At 69.9% G+C, this 16,954-nt stretch carries 18 protein-coding genes; 4 read left to right on the top strand and 14 right to left on the bottom strand.

All coding sequences use genetic code 11. The annotated features are described in order from the left end of the window. Window positions 1-35: 35 nt before the first annotated feature. Together ABD235_RS24210 and ABD235_RS24215 are read right to left on the bottom strand one after the other, a co-directional pair. Window positions 36-968 (bottom strand): acyl-ACP desaturase, encoded by a 933-nt coding sequence (locus tag ABD235_RS24210; protein ID WP_344177827.1) that lies wholly within the window; start codon window positions 966-968, stop codon window positions 36-38. Between the two features lie 69 nt (window positions 969-1,037). Continuing rightward, window positions 1,038-1,685, bottom strand: coding sequence for an alpha/beta fold hydrolase (locus ABD235_RS24215; protein WP_344177830.1), 648 nt, complete (start codon window positions 1,683-1,685; stop codon window positions 1,038-1,040). A gap of 23 nt (window positions 1,686-1,708) precedes the next feature. Here ABD235_RS24215 and ABD235_RS24220 point away from each other — a divergent pair, with 23 nt between their 5' ends. The 3 genes from ABD235_RS24220 (at window position 1,709) to ABD235_RS24230 (ending at window position 4,861) form a co-directional block, all read left to right on the top strand. Next, window positions 1,709-2,122, top strand: a complete 414-nt coding sequence (locus ABD235_RS24220) for an acyl-CoA thioesterase (RefSeq protein WP_344177832.1) — start codon at window positions 1,709-1,711, stop codon at window positions 2,120-2,122. Further along, window positions 2,122-3,228 (top strand): zinc-dependent alcohol dehydrogenase family protein, encoded by a 1,107-nt coding sequence (locus tag ABD235_RS24225; protein ID WP_344177834.1) that lies wholly within the window; start codon window positions 2,122-2,124, stop codon window positions 3,226-3,228. The genes ABD235_RS24220 and ABD235_RS24225 overlap by 1 nt, the downstream gene beginning before the upstream one ends. A 175-nt stretch (window positions 3,229-3,403) precedes the next feature. Further along, the gene (locus ABD235_RS24230) at window positions 3,404-4,861 is read left to right on the top strand and encodes a zinc-dependent metalloprotease family protein (RefSeq protein WP_344177837.1); all 1,458 of its coding nucleotides are present in this window, start codon (window positions 3,404-3,406) and stop codon (window positions 4,859-4,861) included. A gap of 87 nt (window positions 4,862-4,948) precedes the next feature. On the opposite strand, the gene ABD235_RS24235 is transcribed toward ABD235_RS24230, so the two are convergent. From ABD235_RS24235 to ABD235_RS24290, 12 genes are all read right to left on the bottom strand, one after another. Beyond that, a complete protein-coding gene (locus tag ABD235_RS24235; RefSeq protein ID WP_344177839.1) occupies window positions 4,949-5,974 on the bottom strand; it encodes a hypothetical protein in 1,026 nt (341 codons plus the stop codon). Window positions 5,975-6,004: 30 nt separating this feature from the next. Beyond that, window positions 6,005-7,648: a hypothetical protein gene (locus ABD235_RS24240; protein WP_344177842.1), complete on the bottom strand. Its 1,644-nt coding sequence runs from the start codon at window positions 7,646-7,648 to the stop codon at window positions 6,005-6,007. Then, complete coding sequence (locus ABD235_RS24245; protein WP_344177844.1) at window positions 7,645-8,094, bottom strand: hypothetical protein; 450 nt, start codon at window positions 8,092-8,094, stop codon at window positions 7,645-7,647. The genes ABD235_RS24240 and ABD235_RS24245 overlap by 4 nt, the downstream gene beginning before the upstream one ends. An 852-nt stretch (window positions 8,095-8,946) precedes the next feature. Next, window positions 8,947-9,897: a hypothetical protein gene (locus ABD235_RS24250; RefSeq protein WP_344177846.1), complete on the bottom strand. Its 951-nt coding sequence runs from the start codon at window positions 9,895-9,897 to the stop codon at window positions 8,947-8,949. A gap of 244 nt (window positions 9,898-10,141) precedes the next feature. Next, window positions 10,142-10,360 (bottom strand): hypothetical protein, encoded by a 219-nt coding sequence (locus tag ABD235_RS24255; protein WP_344177849.1) that lies wholly within the window; start codon window positions 10,358-10,360, stop codon window positions 10,142-10,144. 47 nt (window positions 10,361-10,407) lie between these two features. Then, window positions 10,408-10,857, bottom strand: a complete 450-nt coding sequence (locus tag ABD235_RS24260; RefSeq protein WP_344177852.1) for a hypothetical protein — start codon at window positions 10,855-10,857, stop codon at window positions 10,408-10,410. Between the two features lie 63 nt (window positions 10,858-10,920). After that, on the bottom strand, window positions 10,921-11,841 hold the full coding sequence (locus ABD235_RS24265) for a hypothetical protein (protein WP_344177854.1): 921 nt from the start codon (window positions 11,839-11,841) through the stop codon (window positions 10,921-10,923). Beyond that, the gene (locus ABD235_RS24270; protein ID WP_344177856.1) at window positions 11,838-11,999 is read right to left on the bottom strand and encodes a hypothetical protein; all 162 of its coding nucleotides are present in this window, start codon (window positions 11,997-11,999) and stop codon (window positions 11,838-11,840) included. Before ABD235_RS24270 ends, ABD235_RS24265 begins: the two co-directional genes overlap by 4 nt. A 100-nt stretch (window positions 12,000-12,099) precedes the next feature. Continuing rightward, window positions 12,100-12,537 carry a hypothetical protein gene (locus ABD235_RS24275; RefSeq protein WP_344177858.1) on the bottom strand — a complete coding sequence of 146 codons (438 nt, stop codon included), beginning with the start codon at window positions 12,535-12,537 and terminating at the stop codon, window positions 12,100-12,102. 82 nt (window positions 12,538-12,619) lie between these two features. Then, on the bottom strand, window positions 12,620-13,450 hold the full coding sequence (locus ABD235_RS24280; RefSeq protein ID WP_344177860.1) for a DUF72 domain-containing protein: 831 nt from the start codon (window positions 13,448-13,450) through the stop codon (window positions 12,620-12,622). Between the two features lie 96 nt (window positions 13,451-13,546). Then, window positions 13,547-14,626 carry an inositol-3-phosphate synthase gene (locus ABD235_RS24285; RefSeq protein WP_344177862.1) on the bottom strand — a complete coding sequence of 360 codons (1,080 nt, stop codon included), beginning with the start codon at window positions 14,624-14,626 and terminating at the stop codon, window positions 13,547-13,549. Between the two features lie 11 nt (window positions 14,627-14,637). Then, window positions 14,638-15,213: a PadR family transcriptional regulator gene (locus ABD235_RS24290; RefSeq protein WP_184800650.1), complete on the bottom strand. Its 576-nt coding sequence runs from the start codon at window positions 15,211-15,213 to the stop codon at window positions 14,638-14,640. A 216-nt stretch (window positions 15,214-15,429) separates the two neighbouring features. Here ABD235_RS24290 and ABD235_RS24295 point away from each other — a divergent pair, with 216 nt between their 5' ends. Next, window positions 15,430-16,917, top strand: a complete 1,488-nt coding sequence (locus tag ABD235_RS24295) for a short-chain fatty acid transporter (RefSeq protein WP_344177865.1) — start codon at window positions 15,430-15,432, stop codon at window positions 16,915-16,917. Window positions 16,918-16,954 lie beyond the last annotated feature (37 nt).

Raw genomic sequence — 16,954 nt, forward strand, 5'->3', positions numbered from 1 at the left:
GACCTTAGTACGCCGTACCGAGCTCACCGCCGTACTCAGGCCTCCGCGCGGGCGGCCATCCGCTCGCGCAGGCGAGCGCGCTGCTCGACGAACTTGGTCGCCTGCGCGTCCAGCGCGGCCATGAACTCGGCCAGCTCGTCGCGCGCCTTGGCGCCGTCGCCGCTCAGATCGTCGCGGTCGAACACCTTCCAGTTGCGCAGGATCGGCGCGACGACCTCGTCGTGGTGCAGCCGCAGGTCGTAGATGCCGGCCTTCGCGATCGTCACCGAGTTGCGCGCGAACCCCTCCATCGTCGCCCCCGGCATCGAGAAGTCGGTGACCTCGTTGGTGACGGCCCGCATCGTCTCGTTCGGCGCCAGCTCGAACGCGGCGGCGACCAGGTTGCGGTAGAAGATCATGTGCAGGTTCTCGTCGGTCGCGATCCGGGCCAGCAGCTGGTCCGCGATCGGGTCGCCGGTCGCCTTGCCGGTGTTGCGGTGCGACACGCGGGTGGCCAGCTCCTGGAAGCTGACGTACGCGATCGCCTCCAGCATGTTCTTGTCGACCTCGTGCCCGACGGTCATGTGCGCCATCCGGGCCACCTCGAGCTCGACCGGGTCGACCCCGCGGGTGACCACCAGGTAGTCACGCAGCGCGATCCCGTGCCGGCCCTCCTCGGCGGTCCAGCGCCCGACCCACGTCCCCCAGGCGCCGTCCAGCCCGAACTGGGTGGCGATCTCGCGGTGGTACGACGGCAGGTTGTCCTCGGTCAGCAGGTTGGTGATCATGGCGACCTTGGCCACCGGGTCGAGCCGGGACTGCTCGGGGTCCCAGTCCTCGCCGCCGAGGAACGCGAAGTCGCGGCCCTCGCTCCACGGCACGTAGTCGTGCGGGTTCCAGTTCTTGGTGATCGCCAGGTGCCGCTCGAGATTCTCCTCGACGACAGGTTCCAGCTCGTGCAGCAGGTTGGTCACCAGCTTGTCGGACACCGAGGGTTCCTTTCGTCGACGGATCCCCCCACCCTACGGCACCGTAAGTTACGCCACCGTAGGTTGTGCTCAATCGCACCCGCTCAGCCGGTACTTCTCCAGCAGGTCGGCCAGCTCGCCCGGGTGCCCGAGCATCGGGAAGTGCCCGCCGGACATCTCGTCCGGCACGAACCCCAGCCGCTGCTCGGTCACCCGGCGGAGGAAGTCCCGGGGGAACAGCCGGTCGTCGCGAGCGATCACCGCGCGGGTCGGCACGTCCGGCCAGGCCCGGAGCGGGTGCGGCGTACTCATCGGAGCACCCGACTGCGGCCGCAGTTCGCCCAGCGCCTCCCGCGCGCGCTCAGGCGGCAGATCGTGGAAGAAGGCGTCGACGGTCTCCTCCTCGCTCCCCTGGTAGCCGGTGTTGACCCACCACTGCTCGGCCGACTCGCCTGGCCGCGGCACCATGCCGGCCACGAGGACCAGGAGCCGTACGTCGCGGCGTTCGCAGACCAGCGGCGCGGTCATGGCGCCGAGCGAGTGCGCGACCAGCACCACGTCGCTCGCGTCGCCGATCGCGTCGACCACCGCGTCGGCGTACTCGGAGAACCCGGCGGTCGGGTGGTCGCAGGGCAGGTCGACCTCGATCACCTGGTGCCCCCGGCGGCGCAGTTCGCCGGTCAGCGGCCGCCAGTGGTACGGCGTACAGCCCGCGCCGGGGATCAGGGCATACGTCATGCCGAGCACCTTATGGTGAACCGGTGGACCGGAGCGTGTTCCCGCACTTCCAGGCGATCACGACGCGCTGGAAGGACAACGACGTGTACGGGCACGTCAACAACGTCGAGTACTACAGCTTCTTCGACACCGTGATCAACGCGTTCCTGATCCGGTCCGGCGGGCTCGACATCCACGGCGGACCGGTGATCGGGCTGTGCGTGGAGTCGCAGTGCACGTTCAAGGCGTCGCTGGCCTTCCCGGACACCGTCGACGCCGGGCTGCGGGTCGCCAAGCTGGGGAACTCGAGCGTGACCTACGACCTCGGCCTGTTCCGCGCCGGGGACGATGCTCCGGCTGCAACCGGGCGGTTCGTGCACGTGTTCGTGGACCGCGAGAACCGCCGCCCGGTCCCGTTGCCCGACGAGCTGCGCACCGCGCTGGAGGGAATCGCCTGATGATCGTGCAGGGCGCCGTACTGCGGGAGATGGGCCTGCCCCGGCCGTACGCCGAGTCGCGGCCGCTGCGGATCGAGTCGGTCTCGTTGGCCGATCCCGGTCCCGGCGAACTGCTGGTCCGGGTCCGCGCCGCGGGGTTGTGCCACTCCGACCTGTCCGTGATCGACGGCTCCCGGCCGCGGGTGATGCCGATGCTGCTCGGCCACGAGGCGACCGGCGAGGTGGTCCGCTCGGAGTCCGCGGAGTTCGCACCGGGGGACACCGTCGGGTTCGCGTTCGTGCCGGCCTGCGGGATCTGCGGGCCGTGCGCGGAAGGCCGCGCGGCCCTGTGTGAACCAGGCGCCGCGGCGAACACGGCGGGCACCCTGCTCGGCGGCCCGCAACGGCTGGACGGCGTCCATCATCACCTGGGCGTTTCCGGGTTCGCCGACCACGCGGTGGTCTCGGCGCGTTCGGCGGTGAAGATCGACCCGTCGCTGCCGCCGGAGATCGCCGCGTTGTTCGGCTGCGCGGTGATGACCGGGGTCGGCGCCGTCGTCAACACCGCCCGGGTCCAGCCGGGACAGAGCGCGGTCGTCTTCGGGCTCGGCGGCGTCGGGCTGTCGGCGTTGCTGGGCGCCGTACTGGCCGGTGCGCACCCGATCGTCGCGGTGGACGTCGTACCGGCGAAGCTCGCCCTCGCGCTGGAGCTCGGCGCGACGGCCGCGATCGATGCCCGAGGCAACGATGTCGTCGAGCAGGTGAAGGCGGCGACGGCCGGCGGCGCGCACTACGCGTTCGAGACGGTCGGCAGCGCCGCCGTTCTCACGCAGGCGTACGAGGCGACCCGGCGCGGCGGCACCACGGTCACCGTCGGCCTGCCGCATCCCTCCCAGCTGCTGAGCATTCCGGCCGTGTCCCTGGTCGCCGAGGAACGCACGCTGAAGGGCTCGTACCTGGGCTCGGCCGTGCCCAGCCGGGACATTCCGCGCTACATCGCGCTGTACCGGGCGGGTCGGCTGCCGGTCGACAAGTTGCTCACCTCGACCGTGGAGCTTGACGGTCTGAACGAGGCCTTCGACGAGTTGGCCGCCGGTACGTCGATCCGGCAGGTGCTCGTCCTCTGAGGCGTGCCCTGACGCCGGAAAGGTTAATTTCCCGCCAACGCTGTGTACAGCAAGGCAACCGGTGCGGCAGGGTACCGAGCGTGCGGAGACGCCCACCGCACGTGAGGCAGGGACTGTTCGCGCGCCGCCCCCCGCGCTGCGAGCAGTTCCGAGGAGTCCCCGAGGAGGACCCCCCATGCAGAGCAGGATCCGCCGTACCGGCGCTCTCGTCGGAGCCGGAGCCGTTGTCTTCGGAGCACTGGCTGTCGTGGCCGGCAACCAGGCCGACGCGCAGCAGAAAGTCCCGGTGGCGACGCCGCTGGACCAGGTGATCGGTGAGCAGCTCCAGGGCAAGGCCGCGCTGGGCAAGCTCCAGCCGCGCCTGGCCGAGCTGGCCGAGCGCAACGGGATCGCCGAGCAGAAGCTCCAGCAGATCCTGGCCACCGACAAGACCAGCTGGCTGGACAAGACCGGAAAGCTCTTCTACCGCGAGCCCGCGGCGACCAAGGCCGAGCTGGCCAGGTCGACCGCGTCGCCGCGCTGGGCCAAGACCCCGGTGCGTTCCGCCGCGGCCGCCGGCCCGGCGTTCGAGCTGCACAGCAAGCCCGGCTCGAACCGCGTGGTCTACCTGGACTTCGACGGCCACACCATCACCGGCACCGCCTGGAACACCGGCGGCAAGCCGAGCACGGTCACCGTCGGCGCGTACGACACCGACGGCAACACGAGCAACTGGAGCACCGCCGAGCAGGACGTCGTACGGGACGTGTGGGCCCGGATCGCCGAGGACTACGCGCCGTTCGACGTCGACGTGACCACGCAGGCGCCGGCCGAGTCCGCGATCACTCGCTCCGGCTCCTCCGACACGCAGTACGGCACGCGCGTCCTGATCGACCCGGGTACCTGGTACCAGTCCGGCTGCGGGTGCGGCGGTGTCGCGTACGTCGGCGTGTACGACGAGGCGAGCCGGCACGCGTACTACCAGCCGGCCTTGGTCTTCACGAAGGGTGTCGGCACCGGCGCGAAGAACATCGCCGAGGCGGCGTCGCACGAGGCCGGCCACAACATCGGGCTGAGCCACGACGGCACCGCGTCGGTCGGGTACTACCAGGGCCACGGCGCCTGGGCCCCGATCATGGGCGTCGGCTACTCCAAGGCGATCAGCCAGTGGAGCAAGGGCGAGTACTCCGGCGCGAACAACAAGGAGGACGACTTCGCCGTCGCGGGCCAGAACGGTCTCGCGCTGCGCGCCGACGATCACGGCAACGACACCGCGAGCGCGACCGCGCTCGCCGTCGGCGCCACCGTCTCCGGGGTCTACGCCAACGACAGCGACGTCGACGTGTTCCGGGTCGCCAACTTGGCCGCCGGGACCTACACGTTCGCCGCGAACTCGGCCGCCAAGGGCGCCGACCTGGACATCAAGCTCCAGCTGCTGAACTCGGCCGGCACGGTCATCGCCACCGCCGACCCGGCCTCGGGTCAGACCAACTCGGCAACGCCGACCGGTCTGAGCGCGTCGCTCACCCAGCAGGTCGCGGCCGGCACGTACTACCTGCGGGTCGACAACGTCGGCTACGGCAACCCGCTGAACACCGGCTACTCGACGTACGGCAGCCGCGGCGCGTACTCGGTGCGCGTCACCGCCGGCTGATCCTTCTGACTCCCGGGGCGCCCTTCATCTGGTGAACGGGCGCCCCGGGTCTGTTCTGCCGCGCCATCCGCCTGCTCGCCTGACGCCTCAGTTCCTGCGATCTCGCCTGATCTGTTCGATGGTGCGGACGCCGGCATCGACCGCTGCCCGGCCGGAGGCCGCCGCGGTGGTCTGGAGGGCCCGTTCGCCGGTGCCATCGACCCGGAGGGTGGCGAGGGCCAGCAACGGCAGGCGGATCTGCTCGCTCACCTGCTGCTGCACCGCGGCGCGATCGGCGGGCGGCACCACCTGCGCCAGCCCGCTGGCGGTCAGCAACAAGGTGGTTGCTAACGGCAACTTGCTGGCCGGCGCGACGACGTTGAGCCGCCGCAGTACCTCGTCCGCCGGCACTCCGATCCGCTCACCGACGGCCTCGCTCAGACCGACCGCCGCCGGGAGGTACGACGGGTAGCAGTCCGGCAGCTCGACTTGGTCGATACCGGGTGCGATCTCCGGGACGCCGAGGGTCTCGACGTACTCGTCAAGATGCCGCGCGGTCCAGGCGGCGGAGACCCCGAGCTCCAGCAGCCGCACGGCCGGGTCGGCGAAGGCCGCGGCCGAGTCGCCGTACGAGGTGCCGGCCTCGCTCAGCAGGTGGGACTGCTGGTGAAACATCTCCGACAAGGAGAACCTGTACCGCCGGAGAACCTCGTCGCCGACTCGCTCACCGGGGTGCTCGTACATCTCCTGGAGAGGCGCCAGCACGAGCGTCTCGTCGAACACCAGGCTCCCGTCCCACGCAGCCAGCCCGAGCACTGTTCCACTCGTGGCATCGGCAGGCGCAGGCCCGGCCAGCAACCGCAGCGACTCCTTCATCCGCAGTACCGACAACCGCTCGATCTCGTCGTCCACCGACGCCGCAACCCGGTCGATCGCCCCGATCGCCCGCTCCACCGCGGCCCGATCGACCACGCGCTCCTCAGACGGCCGCGCGACCGCAGTCCGGGCGACGCGTTGCCCAGCGGCCGGAGCGGTCGTCTCCGTCCCGATGCCTGCCCGCGCAACAGCCAGCTGCTCCCGGGCAACCGCGGCCAGAATCCCGCTGACCTGAACCCGGGCCTCGGACCCCGTCACCACGTGCCGACCGACCTCGACCGAGCCGCGTCACTCTCCACGCCCACCCCGATCACCCGAAGGCCGCTCCGCCCCTTGCGACCGCCCGGCTGCCTGGTCCCCACCACGCTGACTCCCAAAGCTCTCCTGCCCCAACCGCTGCGCCTGCCCCAAGGGCCGCTGCCCACCCTGAGCCAACGCCAACGCCCGAGCCGTGTCCGCCGCGGCCCCACTTTGCGGCCCACCCGCCGCTGCGCGTTGCGGACCACCAGCCGCTCCGCCTTGTGGCCCACCAGCCGCTCCGCTTGGCGGCCCACTCGGTCCGGCCCCTGCCGCCTGCTGCCCGTCTCCTCCAGATTGCGGGCCACCCGGTGCAGCCGCACCGGCCTGCGGGCCACTCGGTGCTGCTGCCGCGCCATACGCCGCCATACCAGCCTGCTGTCCACTCGGCGGTGCTCCTGCCGCGCCGTACGCCGCCACACCAGCCTGCTGGCCGCCGCCTGACGCTCCGCCCGTGAACTGCGGCCCACCAGGTGCGGTCTGCTGACCGCCCGCGCCGACCTGCGGTCCGGTGGGGCCGGCGCTGGTCTGCCCGCCGGCTGCCTGCCCGCCGGTCGCCTGTCCACCGGCTGCCTGTCCGCCGGCCGCCTGCCCGCTAGCCGCCTGTCCGCCGGCCGCCTGTGCGCCGACCGCCTGTCCGCCGGCCGCCTGTGCGCCGACCGCCTGTCCGCTAGCCGCCTGTCCACCGGCTGCCTGTCCGCCGGCCGATCCCACGGCGGGGGTGTCCTGGACGCCCAGGCTCGGGCCGGTCTCCGCGGCGACGGCCAGGCTCGATTCGGTCTGCACCGTGGGGGTCTGGACCGTGGCAGCCTCCGGCGGCGCGAAGGTCTGCTCCTGCCGGTGAATCTCCTCGAGCCCTGCCGTCACCGTGTCCTGACCGATCGAGGCCGACAGGATCTCCGTGTTGTGGCTCCCCACGTTCTGCAGGTTGTCCACCCGCTCGAACTCGGCGCGCATCACCTGCTCGATCGCGTTCTTGACGTTCGTCTCCTGGTCCGCCGGCACCACCTGCGGCAGGTTGCTGGAGTTGTAGAGCATCTCCGTCGCCGTGGACCACTGCCCGGCCGCCGTCTGCGCGTTGAGCGCCGTCAGCACCTCACCCTCGCTCTGCCCGGTGCGCGCGCCGATCCCGGCGGCGAGTTCACGGGCCGCCGGAACGAACTCCGGGTAGGCCTTCTGGGCGTACGCGTTCTCGATCCCCGGCGCGATCTGGTCGGCGCCGAGCTCGGTCAGGTACTCGTTCAGGTTGTCCTGCGTCCAGGCCTCGGTGACACCTTCCTCAAGCTGCTGCGCGCCGGGTGTCACGAACGCGGCCTTGGCCTCCTGCTGGGAAGCGCCGACCGGGCCGAAGAAGTGCGACTGCTCGTGCAGCATCGTCGCGAATGCGTCCCGGTACCCGTCGAGCGTCGCCGCGTCGTGCTGCGCCCCCGGCGTCGCGTACATCTGCCGCAGGGGATCGGTGACCGTCACCTGGTCGAGCTCCAGCGTCCCGTTCCAGTCGGCCATTCCGAGATCGCCGTTGTCGGTTTCCTTCACGATCCCGTTCCAGGCGGACTGCCCGGCGCCGCTGAGCTCGAGCGCGACCTTGCCGTGCGCCTTGATCAGCTCCTGGAACGTCTGCGGGTGAGCCGTCATGCCGACCCTGGACCGTCGTCCCGCAACGCCGACGCGAGCCGCGCCAGCACCTCGCCGTACTGCAGTACGGCCCGCCGCTGCCGCGGCGACTCCGCGCCCTCCGCAAGCTCACGAATCTTCGCGAGCCCCGCCTCAGCCCGCGCGAGCCGCTCAGCCGCACTCCCATCAGCCCGCCGCGCCAGCCGAGAGACCTCACTAGCCTCATCCACCAACGCGTCCGAACCCTCGTCCGAGGCGTCCGCCGATCGCGGCGCAGGCGTATAGGAAGCGAGCCGTTCGAGCGAGTCAAGCTCACCTTCGAGCCGCGACCGCTCGGCGCTCGGAAGCTCAGCAGCCCGGGCACGAACCAGAACAGCCATCGCGACCAGCTCGGCAGAATTCAACGCACCCGCCAGAAACTGCTCCCGCAAGCTGTCGTACTCAGCCCGCAGCGTCGCGTAGTCCATTCCCCGTGCTCCCTGTCTACCCCGCCGCGCGCCGTGCGCTGTGTGTAAACCCAAGTATCCAACGAACCGAAGTCCACCGCAGCCGATCCCGTCACATCAGGCCAAACCAAGAACCCGCCACCGATCTGATCAACCTCACCAGTCCAGGCGCGACCACAACAACTTCGGCGACGCTTGAGGACGTCGCTGTCGACGGTCGCGTCGAAGGCCGCCGAACGAGCCGCGATCACCGCAGCTTCAGCGGCGCGATCACCGCACCGCGATCACGGCAAGCGCGATCACCGAGCAGGCGACCACGCCGCTACCCGGCGGGACTCGCACCAGCGCCTCCAACCTGCCCGCAGTCGACGACCCCCCCACTGGTCAGCAGGACCGGGCGCAACCCGCCGCTCCTCACCCCACCCCGACGGCCTTCGTGCGAGTCAGCGACATCGACCGGACCTCGCAGCTGACCAACCCGGTCCTGTCGGCTTCCTCGCAATCAGCAACGCTGCCGGGCCGGATCCTCCGGGCGATCAACGAAGCCGGTTCGATGAACCCGGTGGTGCTGCTCGACGACCTCAACTCAGGCCCCCCGGCGTCCAGCCGCTACCGCCCAGCGGTCCGGTCGGGCGTTCGATCCGCGAGGCCGAGCGCGAGCTGGCCGAGCGGCTCGCCACGCGCTACCGGCTCGCTACCACGGCGACCATCGCCAGACACTCGTAGACCGTCTCGTAAGCGCCGGCGCCAACCGAGCGTCAGTCTCACTCGATCCAGCTGCCAGTGCGACTGATCGCCACAGGCAAGTCGATCGACGCGTTTGCGGCCGACGCCTTGATCGGTCTCGCGGCCCTTCGAGCGAGACAGCCCCCGTCAGTCGCGTTCGATGGGGCGGCAGTGGGACTGGTCGCCGCGGGCGAGTCGGCCGTTTGCTCCGCGGCCGGTGGCTTGGTTGGTGTTGCGGCTGTTCGCGGCGGACGGGCCGCGGGCGCCGCGGTCGAGGCCGATGTCTAGGGTTTTGCGGAGGTCCTGGTTGGCCTGCCAGAAGGCGGTGAGCTCGCGGACCTGCTGGTAGCCGGCTCGGTCGGCCTGGGCGCCGGCGAGTGGGGACATCCGGATGTCCAGCGGATCGTCGGGGTCGAAGTCCGCGATCTTTGCGAACGGCTCCTTCATCCCGGTGACGATGCGGTCGATCGCCACGGCCCGGTGCTGCTGCGGGACCAGGTCGGGCAGCTCGCTCGCCTGGTAGACGAGCTCGGCGGCGACCCGGAACTTGTCCTCGCAGTTGACCACCGCCAGTCGCCGCAGAACCTCGTTGCCGGCCAGGTCGACGCGCCGTCCGACCGCCGCGGCGAAGACCTCGGCCGCCGGGACGTACTGGGGGTACGACCGGTCGGCGCGCACGCTCTTGAGCCCCGGCGCGATCCGTTCCAGCCCGAGCTCGTCGATGTACACGTCGAGCGCAATCCGCTTGTACGCCTCGGTGACGCCTTCTTCCAGGGCGGAGACAGCACCTTCCCGAAAGGCCTCGGACCCCATCCCGTGAGACGTGCCGCGCGCGGCCAGCAAGTGGACGTTCTCGTGCAGTACGACGCCCAGTGCGTCCCGATACTGCTCCAGCTCACTGGCGGCCGATCCCCGCCCAGCCTTCTCGAACATCTCCCGCAACGTCCGCGTCACGTCGTCCCGGTACTCGATCGCGCCGTCCCACTTCGCCAGCGCCCGCACCGTGCCGCTGCCCTCAGCAAGCGGCCGAACCTCACGGTTCCACGACGAGTGATGAGCCCCGGAAACCGCCACCGCCGCCCGAGCCTGCCCAGCCATCAACCCCTCGAAATCACCAACCGGCGTCATAACCCGCCGTCAACCCCCACGCCACCCACACCACGTACGCCGTCCGCGTGATCCAAGCAGCGGGTACGACCCGCGTCATCGCCGCGACCGATGCCACGCACTCCGCCTGCGCCCGCGGTGGCGCCCGCTTGATCCACGCCGCCCGCGTGATCCGCGCAGCGGGTTCCACCCGCGTCACCGGCCCGCCCCGTGCCGCGTACCCCACCTGCGCCACCTACGCCGCCCGTGCGATCCGCAGCGCCGACGCCATCTCCGCCGCCCACTCCACCCGTGCGATCCGCGCCGCCGGCGGAATCGTGGTGGTGTCGCACGGCCGTCCGTTGGCTGATGCGGCTGTGGGCTTGGCGTCGGAGATGATCACTGCTGACAACCGTCCGGTGATCGCGGTGGCAGGCACCCGCGTCGCCCCCTCCGCCCGCGCGATTCGCACCACGGCTGCCACCCGCGCCGCCGGCGCCGACGGTATACGTGCTCGCGCTGTCAGTTCCTTGCATCGTCCGCACCCGGCTGGGGGTGGGTGGGAGTGGATGTGGCGGAGGTGAGGCTGTCCAGGAGGAGGTGGAGGGGTTCGTTCAGGTCGGCGATCGGGCCTTGTTCGGTGGGTGGTGCGGTGTTCGCGATCGCGGCGATCTGGTTGATGGCTTCGCGGATCGCTTGAATGCGGTCTGCGGGGGTGCCTTCGGTGGTTTGGGCTGTGGACTGGATGCGGATGGCTGCGGCCAACTCGGGGGAGAGGCTCGGCTGCGGCCTGCCGAGGGCGTCTTCGAGGGAGGCGATCAGGAGGTGGGCGGCCTGCTGGTCAGCGGGTGAAGGGAGTTCGGCAGCCAGGGCTCGGAGGCGGGAGACCTCGGACTCGAGGGCGGTCGCGTCGAGGGAGCGAGCGCCGGCGAGGACCTCGCCGTAGGCGGCGTCGAACTGGTCGTAGTCCATGGGCTCAGTATCCGGGCCGGAAGTATCAGCTGAGCCGGTTCGATGGACGTTTCAGGTCGGGGGTCAGCGGGTTCGCTCCAGGTCTTGGACTGGGGGTCGGGGAGTTCGCGGGCGGTCGAAGGCGTTGGCGAGGTGTTCGAGGCGTTGGTCGAGGGTGGCCAGTGCGGTCCGGAGGGTGGCGTGGGAGCGGTGGGCGGCCAGGTCTTGGGGATGGAGTTGGAGGACTTCCAGGGACTGGAAGGCGGTGCGCAGGTGAGTTTCGAGGTCATGGCGGATCTCGGGCTCCTCGGTGTAGGGGACCAGTCGGGGGAGGGTGGTGGAGCGGTAGAGCAGGTCGGTGACCAGGGGCCACTGGCCTTCGGTGGTTTGGCGGTTGAGAAGGGTGAGGGCGGAGCCGGGCGGGTGGTGGCGGCGCTCGTCGAGGTAGGACGTCAGGGCGACGGTGGCCGGGACGTACGCCTGGTACGACGGACGCGTGGCAACCCCGTCGATGCCGGGAGCGTGGTGGGGGATGGACAGCAGCCGTAGGTAGGCGTCCAGGTGGCTGTGGGACCAGGCTTCCGCGACGCCTTCCTCCAGGGCCTGGGCGCCGGGCGTGCTGAAGGCGTCGCGGGCGGCCTCCTGGGTGGATCCGTGGGGGCCGAGGAAGTGGGACTGCTCGTGGAGGAGGGTCAGCAACGCGTCGCGGTACCTGGCGAGGGTGATCGAGGGTCGGGACTCGCCCGCTCGCGCGTACAGGTCGTGCAGCGGCGCGAGCACGAAGTCCCGGTCGAGGTGCAGCGTGCCGTCCCAGTGGGCCAGGCCGAGGATGCCGTCGCCAGCTTCGACGATTTGACCGTTCCAGGCGGAGCGGTCAGCTCCGGACAGGGACAGCGCCGCTTGGGCGTGCTGGGTGAGCAACTCGGCCAGGGTGTGTGGAGCTGCGAAGGGAACGATCCGTCCGCTGTTGTGCTGCCGCAGGGCTGACTGGATCGGGTCGGTCATGGGCGGATCGCCGTGGCGAGGCGGACGAGAGCGTCGGCCGAGCGGTGCAGGTTGGTGCGTTCGTTCGGGTCGACGCAGGTGTCGGCGCGGCGGCGGAGCTCGGCGATCAGCCATTCGGTGCGGGCCAGGCGGTCGCCGTACGGCTCGTTGGTCTCCATGGGGGTCCTTCCGGGCGAGGTGTGGTCTCGCCAGGGAAGGTATGGAGAAAGGGCCGCGAATCAGCGGCGAGTTGTCAGGCTGTGGACAACCCCGGAGAAGTCAGCGCGAGTGCTCGAGCCCGTCGGCGAGCATCGCCAGCGGCTCGGTCATCTTCAGCAGCGTGAACCGCTCGCCCGGATCCTCGACCCGGTCCGCCAGCGTGCGGATCTTCTTGATCGCCCGCTGGGCCAGTTTGATCCGCTCGGTGACCGGACCGTCGGCCGCGTTCGCCTCGGCGGTCAGCGCGGACGCCTCCTGGAAGGCCTTCTCGTACGCCGGTGAGGCGGGCGGCGGTGTGTTCCGCCGGACCATCTCCAGCAGATCGGTCAGCGACGCCAGGTCGGACGCCGCCTCCTCGCGCTCGGAGCGCAGCTCCACCTGGTCGGCCAGCACCGCCAGACGGCCTACCTCGGCGGCCAGGCCGTCCACGTCCAGCCGTGCGTCGAGGCACGCCTGCTGGACGGCGTCATACGCAGAGCGGAACTCGTCGTACCTCACAGTGAACAAACCTAGGGCACAACGGGCCCCCGCGGCGAGACACGAATGTCGCGCTGGTTGAACCTCTGGCAAAGAAAGCGGATCAGAACAGGGTCGGCGGTGCGGATGGCACGGGTTCGGGCAGCGGCTCGAGCTCCGGTACCAGTGCTCGTACGTCGTCGTGGAAGCGCCGAGCCAGGCCTAGCGCGAGCGCGTTGTCGGGGGTGTGGATGAAGACCGTTGGCGAACGTCCCTCGCGCAGCCACTCGGCGCACAGCGAGGCCCAGCCCTGCCAGCCGGCGGCGGTCTCGTCGGCTGAGTCCCGTCCGATGTAGCGCACGATCGGGTGGTCGGTCAGAGCCCGAGTACGGCGGGGGACGCGTGGCTTGTTCATCCAGGCTTCCCGCTCGACCAGACTGGTTGCCGGCTTGCCGAACAGCGTCATCGTGTCGAACGGCACCCACTCGGAGCCGGTCCTGGCGAGCACCTGCTCGAGTGACGCCGCGGCGCGGTCGTCGGTGAAGAAGTCGCGGTGCCGCACCTCTACGGCGTACCGGTGCCGGCGGGGAAGCTTGTGCATGAACGTTGCGAGCGCGCCGAGATCGCTTGGGCCGAAGGATGCCGGGAGCTGGATCCAGAAGGCGTGCGCGCGGGGGCCGAGGGGTTCGAGGGCGGAGAGGAAGGCGCTGACCTCGGCGTCGGCGCTGCGGAGGCGGCGCTCGTGGGTGATCGTCTTCGGGAGTTTCACCACGAAGCGGAAGTCGGGTGGGGTCTGTGCTGCCCAGTTCTCGACCGAGCTGCGGGAGGGCGTTGCGTAGAAGGTGGTGTTGCCCTCGACCGCGGTGCACCAGGTGGCGTACGTGCGCAGGCGGTCCTTGGAGCCGAGGTCCCAGGCCGCGTGGGTCCACATCGCGCAGCCGACATGAAGTCGCACGAGGAAAACCTAACCGGTGGGACAGACGGAAAGCTGAGGCCCCGCAACCGGTGACCGGTTGCGGGGCCACGATCAGCCCAGAGCGGGCGGATCAGGTCAGCGGTCGACCTCGCCCTTGATGAACTTCTCGACCAGGTCGCGGCAGACGTCGTCGGCGTACTGCTCCGGCGGCGACTTCATGAAGTACGACGACGCGGACAGGATCGGGCCGCCGATGCCGCGGTCCTTGGCGATCTTCACCGCGCGGATCGCGTCGATGATGATGCCGGCCGAGTTCGGGGAGTCCCAGACCTCGAGCTTGTACTCCAGCGACAGCGGGACGTCGCCGAAGTTGCGGCCCTCGAGCCGGATGAAGGCCCACTTGCGGTCGTCGAGCCAGGCGACGTAGTCGGACGGGCCGATGTGCACGTTGCGCGGGTCGATGTCGTCGACCAGCTGCGAGGTGACGGACTGGGTCTTGCTGATCTTCTTGGACTCCAGCCGGTCGCGCTCCAGCATGTTCTTGAAGTCCATGTTGCCGCCGACGTTCAGCTGGTAGGTCCGGTCGACGGTGACGCCGCGGTCCTCGAACAGCTTGGCCAGCACCCGGTGCGTGATGGTGGCGCCGATCTGCGACTTGATGTCGTCGCCGACGATCGGCACGCCCGCCTCGGTGAACTTGTCGGCCCACTCCTTGGTGCCGGCGATGAAGACCGGGAGCGCGTTGACGAACGCGACCTTCGCGTCGATCGCGCACTGGGCGTAGAACTTGGCCGCCTGCTCCGAGCCGACCGGGAGGTAGCAGACCAGGACGTCGACCTGCGCGTCCTTCAGCGCCTGGACGACGTCGACCGGCGCCGCGTCGGACTCGGTGATGGTCTCGCGGTAGTACTTGCCCAGACCATCCAGGGTGTGACCGCGCTGCACGGTGACGCCGGACGGCGGCACGTCGCAGATCTTGATCGTGTTGTTCTCACTGGCGCCGATCGCGTCGGCGAGGTCGAGGCCGACCTTCTTGCCGTCCACGTCGAACGCGGCGACGAACTCGACGTCGCGGACGTGGTAGTCGCCGAACTGGACGTGCATCAGACCGGGGACGCGCTCGTCGGGCTTGGCGTCACGGTAGTAGTGCACGCCCTGGACGAGCGAGCTGGCGCAGTTGCCGACACCGACGATCGCTACGCGGATCGAAGTCATCTGGAACTCCTTCAATTGGGGGGTGTTGCAGGCGGTTTCTGGTCTGGGGGCTGCTGCTGGCGCCGTTCGCCGTCGATCAGCTCGTTCAGCCAGCGGACTTCGCGCTCGGCCGACTCCAGGCCGTGCCGTTGCAGCTCGAGGGTGTACGCGTCGACCCGCTCCGCCGTGCGGCTCATCGCCGCCCGGAAGTTGGCCAGCCGCTCCTCCATCCGGGCCCGGCGGCCCTCGAGGATGCGCAACCGGGTGGCCGGGTCGGTGCGGCCGAAGAACGAGAACCGGACCCCGAACGTGTCGTCGTCCCAGGCCGACGGACCCGCGTCGTGCATGGCGTGCGCGAAGTGGTCCTTCCCGTCGGCGGTGATCGAGTAGACGATCTTGGGCCGGCGGCCGTCCGGCGTACCGGCCTCGGTCGCGATCAGGCCGGTGCGGAGCATCGCCTTCAGACACGGGTAGAGCGACCCGAACGACAGCACCCGTCCCCACCCGAACTGGGCGTTGACGCGCTTGCGGAGCTCGTAGCCGTGCATCGGCGCTTCGTGCAGCAGGCCGAGTACGGCGAGCTCCAGGACCCCACTGCGGTTCCCCATGACCCACCTCCCTCGGTCCAGTTTGTCATGACCTGATGTATCGGTTCGATACATCGCTGCGCCACTGTAAGCAGTTGATTGACGCGACGACAACTCATGACAAAGTTGGGCTTTGTCACCTCCTCTCGGACGCGCCTTCAAGAAACCTGTTACGTCAGGCGCCGATCTGCGTTAATTCACCTGACACACAGCGTCGTGAGTCAGGAGCGGAGAGTCATGACCGAGAGTCACGGCAAGCACGCCAGGCACGAGGTGGAAGGGGAAGGACCGCTGGCGCGGGTCGCGTTGCGGTTCACCGCGTTCACCGAGAAGTGGCTGCCCGACGCGTTCGGGTTCGTCCTGGTCGGCACCTTCGTGGTGCTGCTGTTCGGGCTGGTCACCGGGGAGCCGCTGCTGAAACGCCCCGACGACCCGGCCGCGACGCACGGGTTCGGCCTGGTCGACGCCTGGGGGCTGGGCTTCTGGAGCCTGATCACCTTCACGCTCCAGATGGCCATGATCATCATCGGCGGGTACGCCGTGGCGACCAGCGGTCCGGTCGCGCGACTGATCACCCGGCTGGCCCGGATCCCGAAGTCACCGCGCGGCGCGGTCGCCTTCGTCGCGGCGGTGGCCATGCTCGCGTCGTACCTGAACTGGGCGTTCAGCCTGATCTTCGCCGCGATCCTGGCCCGTGAGGTGGCTCGGAACGTGCCGAAGGCGGACTACCGCGCGCTCGGCGCGATGGCGTTCCTCGGGCTCGGCACGGTCTGGGCGCAGGGCCTGTCCGGCTCGGCCGCGCTCCAGGTGGCCAGCCCGAGCAGCAGCCCGGCCCCGGTCCAGGAGGTGATCAAGGCCGCCGGCCACGCCAGTGGGGTGATTCCGCTCAGCGACACGATCTTCACCTGGCAGGCGATCGTGGCGACGATCTTCGTGTACGCCGTGGGCGTGACGATGGCCTGGTTCATCGCGCCTGGTGCTGACAACTCCAGGACCGCCGAGCACCTCGGGATCGAGCTCAAGCCGCTGATCGGCCGCGGTTCGGCGTACAACGGTCAGCGGGTGAACGGCGAGACGCGCAGGCCGGGTGACTGGCTGGAGCACTCGCCGCTGTTCAGCCTGCTGGTGGTGCTGCTCGGCGTGGTCTACCTGGTCCGGTACTTCGACGGTAAGAGCTTCTTCAACGCGCTCGACCTGAACACGGTCAACCTGATCCTCTTCCTGCTCGCGATGCTGCTGCACTGGCGGCCGTGGCGGATGGCCCGCGCGGTCCGCGACGGCGCACCGGCGGCGGCCGGCGTCCTGCTGCAGTTCCCGCTGTACGGCGGCATCTTCGGCATGATCGCCTACACGGGCATCTCGGCCCGCCTCGCCGGCTGGCTGGTGCGGGCGAGCACGCAGTTCTTCTTCCCGCCGCTGGTCGCGATCTACTCGTGCATCCTCGGCGTCTTCGTCCCCAGCGGCGGCAGCAAGTGGGTGATCGAGGCGCCGTACGTGCTGGAGGCCGCGAACCAGCTCAAGGTCGACGCCGGCTGGATGGTCGTCGTCTACGACCTCGGCGAGGCCAGCGCCAACCTGCTGCAGCCGTTCTGGATGCTCCCCACGCTCGCGATCCTCGGCCTCAAGGCCCGCGACATCATGGGCTACACCTTCACCCTGTTCCTCGCCTGCTTCCCCGCGGCGCTGCTCGCCGTCACGCTGCTGGCGCCACACGTCACCGGCTAGGTACTCTCTGTGCTCATTTAGGGCGCGTTACCACATC

The sequence above is a fragment of the Kribbella lupini genome (assembly GCF_039529595.1).
Lineage (GTDB): Bacteria > Actinomycetota > Actinomycetes > Propionibacteriales > Kribbellaceae > Kribbella > Kribbella lupini.

Excerpts from the sequence above, each read along its gene's own strand:
- ABD235_RS24295 (WP_344177865.1), top strand. The coding sequence starts at position 15,430 with ATGACCGAGAGTCACGGCAAGCACGCCAGGCACGAGGTGGAAGGGGAA.
- ABD235_RS24245 (WP_344177844.1), bottom strand. The coding sequence starts at position 8,094 with ATGGACTACGCGACGCTGCGGGCTGAGTACGACAGCTTGCGGGAGCAG.
- ABD235_RS24290 (WP_184800650.1), bottom strand. The coding sequence starts at position 15,213 with ATGGGGAACCGCAGTGGGGTCCTGGAGCTCGCCGTACTCGGCCTGCTG.
- ABD235_RS24225 (WP_344177834.1), top strand. The coding sequence starts at position 2,122 with ATGATCGTGCAGGGCGCCGTACTGCGGGAGATGGGCCTGCCCCGGCCG.
- ABD235_RS24270 (WP_344177856.1), bottom strand. The coding sequence starts at position 11,999 with ATGGAGACCAACGAGCCGTACGGCGACCGCCTGGCCCGCACCGAATGG.
- ABD235_RS24230 (WP_344177837.1), top strand. The coding sequence starts at position 3,404 with ATGCAGAGCAGGATCCGCCGTACCGGCGCTCTCGTCGGAGCCGGAGCC.
- ABD235_RS24285 (WP_344177862.1), bottom strand. The coding sequence starts at position 14,626 with ATGACTTCGATCCGCGTAGCGATCGTCGGTGTCGGCAACTGCGCCAGC.
- ABD235_RS24240 (WP_344177842.1), bottom strand. The coding sequence starts at position 7,648 with ATGACGGCTCACCCGCAGACGTTCCAGGAGCTGATCAAGGCGCACGGC.
- ABD235_RS24250 (WP_344177846.1), bottom strand. The coding sequence starts at position 9,897 with ATGGCTGGGCAGGCTCGGGCGGCGGTGGCGGTTTCCGGGGCTCATCAC.
- ABD235_RS24265 (WP_344177854.1), bottom strand. The coding sequence starts at position 11,841 with ATGACCGACCCGATCCAGTCAGCCCTGCGGCAGCACAACAGCGGACGG.
- ABD235_RS24260 (WP_344177852.1), bottom strand. The coding sequence starts at position 10,857 with ATGGACTACGACCAGTTCGACGCCGCCTACGGCGAGGTCCTCGCCGGC.
- ABD235_RS24215 (WP_344177830.1), bottom strand. The coding sequence starts at position 1,685 with ATGACGTATGCCCTGATCCCCGGCGCGGGCTGTACGCCGTACCACTGG.